A 12,393-nucleotide genomic window follows, 5' to 3' on the forward strand; every position below is an offset into this window, starting at 1 on the left:
AGAACGAGCAATTATGTGCAACACACAGCGCAAACAGGAAAGCGTTTGCGCAATAGTAGTAAAAAAGGTACAATTTTTTTACTCTATCACTATGAGCTAAAGAATAATATTCCTAACTTTAGCTAGAATTCAAGAAACGTCTAACAGCTTATAGCACTGTTCTAACAGATTTACTGAAATTTGCTAACAAAACAAGTACAGCAAAATAAACCTATAAAAGCATCTCCTCCATGGATGTTGCTTTACTTATGTGGATATGTAATTCCCAAAAAAAATTATCACTCTTTATTTCTGTGGATAGCCACTATTATGTGGAAAAATCTCTGAATAAGTAAGGGTTTTTCCACCGTTTGAGAATGAGGTATCCTATTGTTTTGTTTTCTGATTGCTAATAATCCACAGCTCAACTCTAACTATTTATAAATAGTACCTGACATCAAACCAACTGAAACTAAGGCTTCATTAACCGGTGTACTTATAGTCGATGTATCGGTATAAAACTCATTTAGAGCTTCAATGAAATAAAACTCACTTTCCTCAATTACATACCCATTTTGATCTAAGTTATATAAGGCATTCGAAATAGCATGGAATTTTTTATTATCTGTTAAACCAATCCAATCATAGCCATTCATTCCTTTTATAGATGTATCCGAGTCTTTGCTTGTCTCTAACTTGGCTGATGAATTAGAAGGCACAGATGTTAAAATCGTATTCACTCCTTCTCTGATAATGTCACCAGCTGTTGAGTAAAGGACTGTGTTTAGAGCTTCTTTAGAGTTGCTCTCTTTTTCTTTAAGTGTGAGACCACTTTCTTTCCCAGACAAAACCATTTCCTTTTCTAACTTATCTAATTGAATATGCAATTCTTCACTTGCCTTCTCACCTACTTCTCTGTCAATCCCTACGTTAACGGCTACAATGGTAAAAGATTTAAGATTAATTCGATAAGTAGGAAACTCTTTATCACTATAATAAACCTCTAACGCATTAAGAAATCTCCCATCGTTAGGAAGCAATTCACTGAACTTTTCATTATACGTTTCATAAAGTTCAACCAAATATTCGTATTGTTCACTTATTTCCTTTTCTGCAAATGCATCATCCATCACAATCGTAAGGTAATTAAAATCGAAATCCTCTTCAATTGTATGTTCATACTCTCGAATATACTCGTTTGAACTTAAGAATTCATCTCTCTCTTCTTCCGTCGGAGCAGCCTTTTCTACCTCCTGTTCTACCGTACTAACAGGTTCTTCATTAGTAGTAGAAGAACAAGCGGTAATAAACAGAAGTATTGTTATCATCAATAGAAGCTTGTTCATACGTAACCTCAATCCTTTTACTCAGATATGATTTTTTTCTTTTGAATATCAAATTCTTCTTCGGTAATAATTCCCTCTTTAAATAGGTCATGTAACTTTCTTATCTCATCAGCATGAATATACGTATTTTGCTTTTGACCACTCTCAAGTTCTATGTTCGTTTGAGCGTTCATTACCTTGTCTTCTTGATCAGCTTGTTTAATCAATACACTGATCAGTTTATGCCAATGGGTCGCATCTACTAGAGCTTGTTCGTATAACGGATTATCCTTTTTCACTTCCACTTTTTGTTTTAGAAAGGAGATTTCTTGGACCGGCTTTTTCGTATCATTTACGACGATTTGAAGCTTCACACTTTTTACTTCCTCCGCTGTCTTCTTCTTACCGGATAGACCACCGATTAATGCCCCAACACCACCAACTAGGAGCCCACCGATTAACGCTCCGCCAATTTGGCTAGTCCGTGACGTTTTAGTTGTCGAAACCCCATCTTCCAAAATATGAGATTCTAATAGATCTTTATATGAGTAGGTATCGATAACAAAATCATTATTATCGATAAAATTTACACCCTTTGTTCTCACAAAGCTTATCCGTTTTGAATTCTCATCAATTGCTAGCATCGACGTATGATCGCATGAATAAATGCTTTGAGAAGCGTTAAATTCATTAGCTTTGAACTCATCCTCTATCTTCGCTTTCGTAACACTAAACTTTTCATTTTGTTTTGCTTCATGCTTCGTTCCTATAGAAATCATTATCCCGAATAGCAAAATAAGTAAGATCAAAAAAGCTATTCCTGTTCCAACATTTATCGTAAATCCATATAAAACTAAAAAGATTAATATAAATGCTAAACACCCCATGAAAACTCCCCCCGACGTTTATCTATCTATATAAAATATACCATTAAAATAGTAATATTCTTATTGTTTTTAAGATTATGGTCTAGTTGTGGCAGATAGCAAAATTTACCTTCTCTATAAAACTATCCCCGCATTCTACAACCAACTCCCAATCCTACCAAGCCCCCCAAAATTACGCGCGCTTAAACCCTACTGCATTAATGCATTAAAGTGTACATTGTGCCGGCGGGGCACGCACGCAACACGCCGTTCGCCCGACTTCTGAACGCATGAGCATAGAGGTAAAGCAAAAAAGCCCTGCTTCCCAAGAGGGAAAACAGGACCAGTTCTTTGCTTTTTGAAGCAGGGGGACGGTTCTTTCGCTTCCTCGCGAAGCAGGGGACGGTTCTTTCGCTTCCTCGGGGGAGACAAGCATTACCTTCACTTAAGGAAGCATTAGAACCGTCCCCACGCTCCCACCTCGCTTCCCCCACGCTTCTCCTTAACTTTCAATTAAAACCCCTGACAACGCTTCTTTATCAGCAATGATCGTAACATTTTCATGTTGATTCAAAATAGAAGCTGGAAACTCCTCACTGATTTTACCTTGAAGCAATCGTTTTAGTGCTTGTTCCTTCTTATTCCCAGAAACCAATAGCAAAATCTGTTTGCTTTGAACAATCGTTGAAATTCCCATCGTTATGGCTTGTGTCGGAACTTCCTCAATCGATGGAAAGAAGCGGGCATTTGCTTCTCTAGTGGACTCTGCTAGTTCAACAACATGTGTTTTGGAGTGTAATGAAGTGCCTGGCTCATTAAACCCAATATGACCATTCTGACCAATCCCTAACACTTGAAGATCAATCCCGCCGTTTGCCTGGATAAGTTCTTCATAGCAAAGGCACTCTTGTCCAAGATCAGTGGCATCTCCTTTTGGTAAATGGATCTGCGAGACTGGGATATCAATAGAATCAAATAATTGAGTTTTCATATAGTAATGGTAACTGTTTGGATCGGAACGTTTCATTCCAACATACTCATCCAAATTAAACGTAGTCACATGACGATAAGAGGTAGCGTTCTGCTTCTGGTCCTCAATTAAATTACCATACAACCCTTCAGGTGTGCTCCCTGTTGCAAGTCCAAGCGTGAATTGTTTGGACTGCTTCACTTTTTGAATGATAATATCAGCAGCTACTCGACTCATTTCTTGATAATCATTAGTTTTAATTAGCTCCATTTAGAACAGTCCCTTCTCTTTGGTAGGCTAATTCTCCGAGACAGAAAGTCATTTCCACATCCAGCTCATCATTTAACACAACAATATCGGCATCTTTTCCTGCTACTAAGCTCCCTTTTCGGTCGTAAACGCCTGCTTGTTTGGCTGGGTTCACTGATGCCATTTGAATGACGTCAACAAGGCTGCAATCTTTCGCATAACTTAGCATATTTTTGGCAGCGTCTTTGAGCTTTAACACACTTCCTGCCAACGTTCCATCTGCTAACATTGCTTTTCCGCCCTCCACAATGACTTGTTGACCACCTAGATCATACATACCATTTTTCAAGCATTTTGCTCGAATCGCATCGGAGATCAGAATTATCTTCTCAGCCTTTTTTTGGCGATAAGCAAGATCTACCATTTCCGGACTCACATGAATCCCATCGACAATCATTTCCGCATACAATTCGTCTAGTAAAAAAGCCGCACCGACAACCCCGGGTTCTCGGTGATGCAACCCCTTCATTTGATTGTACAGGTGGGTTACCTGCGTTGCCCCAGCCTCCACCGCTTCTTCTACTTCAGCAAAGCTCGCATCGGAATGACCAATAGAGACAACTATACCACTTTGCTTTAAAAAACGAACAAGCCCCATTCCCTCTCCTTGTTCCGGTGCCATGGTCACGACTTTTATGGCACCTTCAGCTAGGTCTTGCCACTTTTGAAATAAAGGAATTTCAGGCAGCTTGATATGCTGACTAGGTTGTGCACCTGCTTTGTTCGGATTAATAAAAGGACCTTCAAGATGAACTCCCAATATTTCACTCCGACCGCGTTTTGAAGGTTCTTTTAAAAATGAAGCTACATTTCTTAGAGCGGCCGAGATTGCTTCATCTGATTGCGTCATTGTCGTGGCCAAGAAACTCGTAACTCCTTCCATTGACAGTGCAATCGTCATCGCTTCTAACGCATCTGGATTGGCATCCATTACGTCCGCCCCTGCTGCCCCATGAATGTGAAGATCAATCATTCCTGGTATGACCGTTTTTCCTTGAAGGTCGATCACGTCGCTAGATTTTTCAAATTGATAGTTGCTCATGCTGCACACATCAATAATTTTCCCATTTTTAACTTTGATGTAACCATTTTCTATATAACCTTGTTGGCTATAAATGTTCCCATTGGTTAGCACAATTGTTTTACTCATCTTTTTATGAACCCTTCTCACTCTCCTTCAGTTAGGGAGGTTATTCATATAACGATTGATCGATTGATATACCTGTTGATATCCAACAAATAACTTCTGATATTGCTGATGCTTCTCATGATTGTAAGAAATATCTGTTTCTGCTTTGACTAGTTTCGATACAGCCTCCTCAATAGAAGAGAACATTCCAATACCAGTACCCGCAATAACAGCTGCTCCTAGTGCCGAGCCATCTCGATTAGCCAATGGGCTCACATCCATCCCTAACACATCTGCAATCATCTGGCACCAAACCATGTTCTTACTCCCGCCAGCTCCAAGGTGAATCTTCTCGACCGGAACACCCAGTTCCTTAATCACATTGACATTTTCCAAAATGTTAAACGTTATTCCTTCTAGAATCGAATGAAGCAGCAATGACTTCTTTTGATCTAATGACAACCCAATCCAAGCTGCACGATCTTTTGGATCAAAATAAGGAGTCCCACTACCTACAAGAAATGGCAAAAACAATAACCCTTGGCTACCAGCCGAGTATTGTTTCATTTCTTCAGTTAATCTTGCTAATTCGCTGTAATCTGATCGATCCATTGCTTCTTTATGGAACAAAAACTTATAGCCCCACTCCACACCAAGTCCACCTGTAAAGACCGTGCCCATCGTGTACATGGAATCAGCATTGACTCCAGGGTGAAACGTTAACTTGCCTACTCCCCTTTCATGATGGGCAGGAACTCCCATCACGACCTGACCTGACGTACTTAACGTAATTGCCATCGTTCCATCCAAAGTGGCACCGGTTCCAATCTGACTGCATGCCATATCGGCTCCTCCTGTTATAACAGGCGTGCCAGCTCTTAAGCCTGTTTGTTGGGCCGTTTGTTCGGTAATTGCTCCAAAGACATCAGTTGTATCGACAAGCTCAGGAAATATATGAGCTGGTAGATCTAACTCTTGAATCATCGGCCAATTCCAGTCTTTCTTCATTGGATCGTATAACAAACTATTCCCTGCATCTGTAGGGTCTGTCCCGATTCGTCCAGTCAATTGAAAACGAATAAAGTCTTTTGGGAAGAAAAAATTCCTAGTATGCTCGAGAATTTCAGGCTTCTCGTCCGCTACCCACAGCAATTTTGATACGGTAAAAGCATCAAGAGGCTCGTTACCTGTGATTTCCGCAAAAGCCTCGCTATAGTTTTGCCGTAAGTAGGAGGTTTGTTTAGCTGAGCGAGTATCAGCGATTAGGATACTTGGACATAACGGCTGACCGTCTCCATCAATCAATACAAGAGCACTCATATGGCCTGATAGGGAGATGGAAGCAATGTCGGCAGCATGAACGATCTCAAGACAATCTTTGATCGATTGAATAACCGCCGCCCACCAATCTAGTGGATCTTGTTCGACCCAGCACGGCTTTTGATTGATGATTGGATAACCATAGGAAGCTTGAGCCATTGTTTGCCCCGTTTGATTCATTACGAGACATTTAACCGATGTTGTTCCAACATCTATGGCCATTACGAATTGGTGAGTTTCCACAATTGAACACCTTCTTCATTTACAATCTATATTTAGAATTACAGATGCTTAATACGATCTTGATACTTTGTTATATACTTCTGATTGTACTCCATTCCACCCTCAACATTTCCGCTTACGAAAATTGGCGGTTCAACGCCTAGCTTTTGCAATTCCTCTACGACTCTAGCCATTAGCATATTGATCAAGAATGCTCCGACTACGGTCGATCCAGGACTCATTTTTAACGGCGTATTCGGAATATCAACTAGCGCATCACCGTATGGTAACTTATTATCAATGACGATGTCTGCGAGATCATGAAGCTTCTTACCAGATGGATGTCTTGATTCTCGATCGAGATAAGAAGAGGAGGTAATCGCAATGACTTTCAGCCCTTTCTTCTTTGCTTCTATGGCCATTTCAATCGGCAAACAATTAATTCCCGAATTGGAAATAAGGACAATGACTTCATCTTCATTCAATGTGTAATTATTCAAAATATGAACTGCATATCCCTGCATCCGTTCAATCTTCGAGCTTTTTACTGCCCCTTCATGAAGCATTGCACTCGTTTCGAAAATCGGGTTAATCGGCACAAGTCCACCCGCACGGTAAAACACTTCTTCAACGAGTAAATGGGAATGACCACATCCGAATAAATGTAGCAAGCCGTCCTTTTGTATTGATTTAGCAATCAAAACAGCTGCATCCCCAATTGATTCATTTTGTGTCTCCACCACACCTTCTATCACTTCGCAAACTTTTGAAGCATATTGTCTTTCTAACATTGTTTCTCCCCCTACTCAACGATATTTGATGGTACCCCCATACTTTGGAATATTTGATTTGCTTTTTCTATATGAGTATCTGCATGCTTTAAGGCAGGATGAAAATGCCCTGGCAGAAGGACATTCGCCTTGATGTCAGCTAGCTTTTCAATACTTTTAGCCAACGTCTGCAGATGAAAATCTTGTGTATGAAGCATGGATATTTTTCCATCGTAAAAGACGGTATCACCGCTAAACAAATAGGTTTCCCCATTTTTATTTTCGATGACATAAGATACATCAAAACGAGAATGTCCCGGCGTTTCGAGAACTCTCAACTTAAGGTTTCCAATAGAAAATTCTTGCCCTTCTTTCACTAACTGATCTGCTACACACGGTGTAAATTGATAATCCTCAGGGTAAAACCCGAATTTCTTGGCCGTTGTTAAGTCGATCGCCTCTTCATCGCCAGCTTTCAACGTTTCATAAGCACTTTCTATGACAAACACGTCCGCTCCTGTTCTCTCTTTTAATGCCGCGGCTCCACCTGCATGATCTGCGTGAATATGTGTCAGAAAAATTTTGTTAACTTGCGATAACGAAAAGTCCAGTGCTTCGATATGCGAACAAATATCATTAACTGAATCGCCAGTGCCGGAATCAATCAGCGCGAGTTCGCCTTGGTCTTCTACCAAATAAACATTACAATCTGATGGATGTGTTAAATCAAATCCCATCTTTCCACTGGCCACCAAATAAACATGATCATTGATTTTCATAGCTGATCAGTCCTTTTTAACCTGAACAATCATCTCTAATTCGACTGGTGCCCCAAATGGAAGTTCACTCGTTCCAAGCGCTGCACGAGCATGCAGTCCTTGTTCACCGAACACTTCATGTAACAATTCAGAAGCGCCATTAATTACTAGTGGCTGCTCGCCAAAGTTTTCTGCTGAACGGACGTACCCAATCACGCGAACAATTCGCTCGACGCGATCAAGACTTCCAAGCACCGCTTCCATCTCACCAATACAGTTTAATGCTGCTAATCTCGCAGCATTTTTGGCTGTTTCAACATCCATGTCTGCACCAAGTCTGCCAACATAGTGCATTTTGCCATCGATCTCAGGAGTTTGGCCGGAAATAAACAATAGCTCTCCAACCTGCACCCCTGGTACAAACTTAAAACGCGGTTCCACTTTAGGGATCGTAATCTCTAATTCTTTTAGTCGATCATATACACTCATCTTTTCTCCTCCTTATAGTTGAATCGGGCGCTTTTCCTTTGCTGATAATACAATCGCATCCGCTATTCGCAACGCTTCAACCGAATCATGAAGAGGGGCAACTGGCGACTCTTCTCCTTTATGTACCTGCAGAACAAAATGCTGCAGTTCTGCACGAATCGCTCCTCCAATACCATCGTGTTCAGTCGTCCATAGCGTTAATTCTGGATGTTGCACTCCTTGTTCCGTCCAAATTGAATATCCTGGATGGGCCAATTTATAATTCGCTGTACCTTTATCACCTATGATTTCCATATCGGCATCGATCGTTCCCGCTAACTCAAGGGTTTCAACGAGATTATGCGGGCCTCCTTTTGGGTAAAGCCAAGAGGAATCGAGCGATGCAATCAGTCCATTTTCAAATGTTAGAACAGCTGAAAATAAATCAGGGTGATCGTAACCGCTCATATTCCGCTCCGAGGCGTACACTTCCTGACACGGACTGTCAGCATACCAAAGGATCAGATCAAGGTCATGGATACCAGATTCATAGACAGGATGAACTCGATGTCCAAAATGGTCGAACCATTCTTTACTGAAATTCCGTTTCGCTCGAATCATCCCAGCTGTCCCTAACGCCCCGCTTGCAAGTGCCCTTTTCATCGACGCATATGGTTGACTAAAGCGACTAATATTTCCTACCATCACTTGAACGTTGTGCTCTTTTGCTAACTGTTCAATCTCTTTTGCCTCTTCGTATTTTGTCGCAATTGGTTTTTCAATAAACACATGCTTTCCGTGTTTAATAGCTTCAATTGCTAGCGGACCATGTGTATCTTCATCACTGACAATATCAATGACATCAATAGCAGGGTCCTTGATCAGCCGAAGCGCATCCTTATAAGTCTTCTCAATTCCGAAATCCTGCTTAACTTGATTCAGTAACTTATCGCTCACATCAGCAATTGCTGTAACCTCACAACCTGCTATTTGATTAAAAACTCTTAAATGAAGTCGTCCAAAACGACCAATTCCTATCACGCCAATTCGTAACTGGTCCACGGCCTTCCCCCCTATTTCACAGATCCTTCTGTTAATCCTTTAACGAAATATCTTCCAGCAAATGCGAAGAATATTAGAACCGGAAGCAATGTTAAAACAGCACCAGCTGTTGTCCATCCCCACTTCACCGTGTATTGACCCATAATTTGACTTAAGCCAATCGGCAATACTTTGTATTCATCACTTGTTATTAGAATCGAAGCAAATGTAAATTCTGTCCACGAGACAACAAATGCATAAACAGCAATTGTCGCAAGCCCAGGTGCAATTAGTGGCAAGATAATTTGGAATAGAATCCTCATCGTTCCCGCTCCATCAATCGCTGCAGACTCATCCAGTGTTTTAGGAATGGCTTTAAAGAATCCACTCATTAACCAAGTTGCAAAAGGAGCCCCAAATGTAACGTTCATAATGATTAAGCTCCATAGGGAATCTACTAAGCCAACCTTTGACATTAGTTGATATACTGGTACAAGCAACAGCATAGCCGGGAAAATGTACGTAGCTAGAATTAACTTATAGAAAAAGTTTCTTCCTTTGAATTCCATTCGGTAAATGGCGTAGGATGCCGGGACAACAATCATGACGGTGACGATCATCGTACCGAACGAAACAATTAAACTATTTTTCAAATTTAATAAGTATGGTGTATCAAACAATAACTCTCTATAGTGCTGCAAGGTCCACGCTTTTGGCCAAAGGTCTGGCTGCAAGATTTGATCGGGAACTTTAAAAGATGATATGGTCACCCAATAAAACGGGAACACGATTAGTAATACGAGTAAGATTCCGTATATCCACTTGAAAACTCTCATCTAGATCACTCCTATTCGTCTTTTGGTGCGGCAAATTTAATAAATACGACTGCGAATACTACCATCATAATCGCCGTGACAACAGACATCGCTGATGCACTGCCGAGCTCATAGTTATCAAAGGCTTGTTGATAGATTTGAACAGGAACTGTTGTTGTTGAACCTGCAGGACCACCTTCTGTTAACGTATAGATGACATCAAAGATATTAAACATCCAAAGCGTTCCAACGAGCCCTAGTGCAAATGTGATATGTTGCAAGGATGGGAACGTAATCCCCCAGAATTGCTGCCACTTGTTTGCTCCATCAACCGCAGAAGCCTCATATAACTCTTCTGGAATTCCAGCTAATCCAGCAAGAATAATAACTGCTAAGAACGGGAACCAATGCCAAGAGTTGATAAAGATGATCGTAGGCAAAGCCCATGTAGGATCACCAAGTAAATTTAAAGGTTGATCGATAAGTCCGATCCCCATTAAGACGTGATTAAAAATTCCATAAGATCCGTTAAATATCCATTGCCAAAATATTGCGACAACGATTGTTGGAATAATCCACGGGATAATCATCCATGTACGCGCAAACTTTGATAGTTTAAATTTATTATTTAAATATAATGCCACCGAAAAGGCCAATACCGTTTGTGTAAGTCCATTTCCAACTACCCATAGTAAGGAATTCTTCCATGATCCCCAGTAAGCGCTTGATGTGAACACATTGATGTAGTTCTGCAGACCAACAAACTCCCCTTGAGTTCCTACAAATCCTGTACTGTAAAAGCTTTCTTTGATAACTGTACTTAAAGGAATAAAGATAGTAATCACGATCCACAATACGAGCGGGCTCACTAATAAATATGGAACAAAGTGCTTTACTTCAACTTTCTTTGCCTTTTTCCTTTCAATTGGTCGTTGAGTGATAGTAGCATTTTGAGTTGCTTCCTTTTCCAATTTGACCCCTCCATTCTTTAAGAGATTTGTTCAAAAAGGTCAGTTATGTCCCTTTTTGAACAAATCTTTAAGAAAAAAGGGAACGAGTAGTCCCCTTTTATTCTCCGTTACTTTGTTGCCTCTTCCATTTGTTGTTGTCCCCATTCAACAGCTTCTTCTGGTGACATGCCGTTAATGATCACTTGCTCAAGTGTTTGAGCAATGAAATTCGGTCCAGCAACCTTCCCAATGTTTGATGCTACTCCATCTGTAAAACCAAATAGCGCTCCATTCTCAGACGCTTCTAAAAGAACTTGAACTTGCTCTTCATATTGCGCAATGATTGGATCATTCCAATAGTCTTCAGAATCGAAACCTGATTGTGTAACTGGTAGGAACAATCCTGGCTCAGCATTTACAAATTGCGCATAATTTTCTGGCTCATATAGATAATCAAAGAATTCTGTAATCGCCTCTTGCTTCTTCGCATCATCTGTTAACACCATAATTCCATTTGAATAGTAAATGCTTCCTGCTTCTCCTCCATCTGCAACCGGCATTGGAACGACTCCTAACTCACTTGCAGGTTGACCAGACTCAGATTCAAACGGCGCCAAGTACTGGCCTTTCTCAACTGCCATCGCGGCTCTCCCTGAGTTAAACTGAGCTTGCGGCTCTCCCCATTGATACGTATTGCTGTCTCTAGGTGAGTACTCTAATAACTGCTGATACATGTCATAAGCCTTCACTGTTTCTGCTGTGTTAAATGTCACGTTGTTGTCAGCATCAATTAAATCCTTTGCCCCAGCTGCTACCATAAAGCTATACAGAACTTGGTCTGTGGCCATTGATTTAGACGCTGGTAAGGCAATTCCGTGTTGTCCATCTTTTGTTAGAACTTCAGCCGCATGTAACAGTTCATCCCATGTAGTTGGTGCTTCAAGCCCCTCTGCTTCAAATAAGTCTTTACGATACCAAAGTGCTTGAACCATTCCGAAAACAGGCACAGCCCATGTTTCGCCCTCATATTGATATGGAGCTAATGATGCATCAATAAAACCATGCTTTTCGTTCAGCTTTTCGACAATGTCATCCACTGGTTGTACTACATCAAGCTGTTTTAACAATGTCGTATAGTCCGGAATCGCAAATAATAGATCTGGACCATTTCCAGCTTGAATCGCTGCAGGGAATTTCGAGTAAGCATCATCCCAGCTTTGTACTTGCGCTTTTACTTGAACATCCGGGTTCGATTCGTTAAAAGCTTCAATGACTTCATTAAAACGTTTTACTCGGTTAGGTGGTTCTTCCATGTGCCAAAGGGTAATTTCAGTCACTCCACCTTCTTCACTTTGCCCTTCTTCACTAGAGGCGCCCTCATTTGAAGAGCCACATCCAGCTAAAATAAGAGAAAGCAACATCATGAAAGCAATCAAACTAGTTAATGACTTTTTCATCCTTTTTCCTCCTC

12 protein-coding genes are annotated in these 12,393 nt (G+C 40.8%); all 12 read right to left on the reverse strand.

Features of this window, described 5'->3' with window-relative positions; translation table 11 throughout:
* Positions 1-413: 413 nt before the first annotated feature.
* Positions 414-1,325: a hypothetical protein gene (locus BkAM31D_RS20610; RefSeq protein ID WP_066157344.1), complete on the reverse strand. Its 912-nt coding sequence runs from the start codon at positions 1,323-1,325 to the stop codon at positions 414-416.
* 17 nt (positions 1,326-1,342) lie between these two features.
* On the reverse strand, positions 1,343-2,191 hold the full coding sequence (locus BkAM31D_RS20615; RefSeq protein WP_066157347.1) for an SHOCT domain-containing protein: 849 nt from the start codon (positions 2,189-2,191) through the stop codon (positions 1,343-1,345).
* Positions 2,192-2,672: 481 nt separating this feature from the next.
* Positions 2,673-3,410: a glucosamine-6-phosphate deaminase gene (nagB, locus tag BkAM31D_RS20620; protein ID WP_066157353.1), complete on the reverse strand. Its 738-nt coding sequence runs from the start codon at positions 3,408-3,410 to the stop codon at positions 2,673-2,675.
* Positions 3,397-4,599 (reverse strand): N-acetylglucosamine-6-phosphate deacetylase, encoded by a 1,203-nt coding sequence (gene nagA / locus BkAM31D_RS20625; RefSeq protein ID WP_066157356.1) that lies wholly within the window; start codon positions 4,597-4,599, stop codon positions 3,397-3,399. Before nagA ends, nagB begins: the two co-directional genes overlap by 14 nt.
* Positions 4,600-4,626: 27 nt before the next feature.
* Positions 4,627-6,141 (reverse strand): xylulokinase, encoded by a 1,515-nt coding sequence (gene xylB, locus BkAM31D_RS20630; protein WP_066157361.1) that lies wholly within the window; start codon positions 6,139-6,141, stop codon positions 4,627-4,629.
* A gap of 38 nt (positions 6,142-6,179) precedes the next feature.
* Positions 6,180-6,911: a sugar isomerase domain-containing protein gene (locus tag BkAM31D_RS20635; protein WP_066157364.1), complete on the reverse strand. Its 732-nt coding sequence runs from the start codon at positions 6,909-6,911 to the stop codon at positions 6,180-6,182.
* Positions 6,912-6,922: 11 nt separating this feature from the next.
* Positions 6,923-7,669 carry an MBL fold metallo-hydrolase gene (locus tag BkAM31D_RS20640; protein WP_084372326.1) on the reverse strand — a complete coding sequence of 249 codons (747 nt, stop codon included), beginning with the start codon at positions 7,667-7,669 and terminating at the stop codon, positions 6,923-6,925.
* Positions 7,670-7,675: 6 nt separating this feature from the next.
* Positions 7,676-8,137, reverse strand: a complete 462-nt coding sequence (locus BkAM31D_RS20645; RefSeq protein WP_066157374.1) for a RidA family protein — start codon at positions 8,135-8,137, stop codon at positions 7,676-7,678.
* 12 nt (positions 8,138-8,149) lie between these two features.
* Positions 8,150-9,178, reverse strand: a complete 1,029-nt coding sequence (locus BkAM31D_RS20650; protein ID WP_066157377.1) for a Gfo/Idh/MocA family protein — start codon at positions 9,176-9,178, stop codon at positions 8,150-8,152.
* An 11-nt stretch (positions 9,179-9,189) separates the two neighbouring features.
* Positions 9,190-9,993: a carbohydrate ABC transporter permease gene (locus BkAM31D_RS20655; protein ID WP_066157379.1), complete on the reverse strand. Its 804-nt coding sequence runs from the start codon at positions 9,991-9,993 to the stop codon at positions 9,190-9,192.
* Positions 9,994-10,004: 11 nt separating this feature from the next.
* Positions 10,005-10,943, reverse strand: a complete 939-nt coding sequence (locus BkAM31D_RS20660; protein ID WP_085449843.1) for a carbohydrate ABC transporter permease — start codon at positions 10,941-10,943, stop codon at positions 10,005-10,007.
* 107 nt (positions 10,944-11,050) lie between these two features.
* Positions 11,051-12,379: an ABC transporter substrate-binding protein gene (locus tag BkAM31D_RS20665; RefSeq protein WP_066157389.1), complete on the reverse strand. Its 1,329-nt coding sequence runs from the start codon at positions 12,377-12,379 to the stop codon at positions 11,051-11,053.
* Positions 12,380-12,393: the final 14 nt, after the last annotated feature.

Source organism: Halalkalibacter krulwichiae, from assembly GCF_002109385.1.
In the GTDB taxonomy this organism is placed as follows: Bacteria; Bacillota; Bacilli; order Bacillales; family Bacillaceae_D; genus Halalkalibacter; species Halalkalibacter krulwichiae.

What these genes read in the sequence shown, in the direction of transcription:
- BkAM31D_RS20610 (WP_066157344.1), bottom strand. Translation starts at nt 1,325, where the DNA reads ATGAACAAGCTTCTATTGATGATAACAATACTTCTGTTTATTACCGCT.
- BkAM31D_RS20665 (WP_066157389.1), bottom strand. Translation starts at nt 12,379, where the DNA reads ATGAAAAAGTCATTAACTAGTTTGATTGCTTTCATGATGTTGCTTTCT.
- BkAM31D_RS20640 (WP_084372326.1), bottom strand. Translation starts at nt 7,669, where the DNA reads ATGAAAATCAATGATCATGTTTATTTGGTGGCCAGTGGAAAGATGGGA.
- BkAM31D_RS20615 (WP_066157347.1), bottom strand. Translation starts at nt 2,191, where the DNA reads ATGGGGTGTTTAGCATTTATATTAATCTTTTTAGTTTTATATGGATTT.
- nagA (WP_066157356.1), bottom strand. Translation starts at nt 4,599, where the DNA reads ATGAGTAAAACAATTGTGCTAACCAATGGGAACATTTATAGCCAACAA.
- nagB (WP_066157353.1), bottom strand. Translation starts at nt 3,410, where the DNA reads ATGGAGCTAATTAAAACTAATGATTATCAAGAAATGAGTCGAGTAGCT.
- BkAM31D_RS20655 (WP_066157379.1), bottom strand. Translation starts at nt 9,993, where the DNA reads ATGAGAGTTTTCAAGTGGATATACGGAATCTTACTCGTATTACTAATC.
- BkAM31D_RS20635 (WP_066157364.1), bottom strand. Translation starts at nt 6,911, where the DNA reads ATGTTAGAAAGACAATATGCTTCAAAAGTTTGCGAAGTGATAGAAGGT.
- BkAM31D_RS20645 (WP_066157374.1), bottom strand. Translation starts at nt 8,137, where the DNA reads ATGAGTGTATATGATCGACTAAAAGAATTAGAGATTACGATCCCTAAA.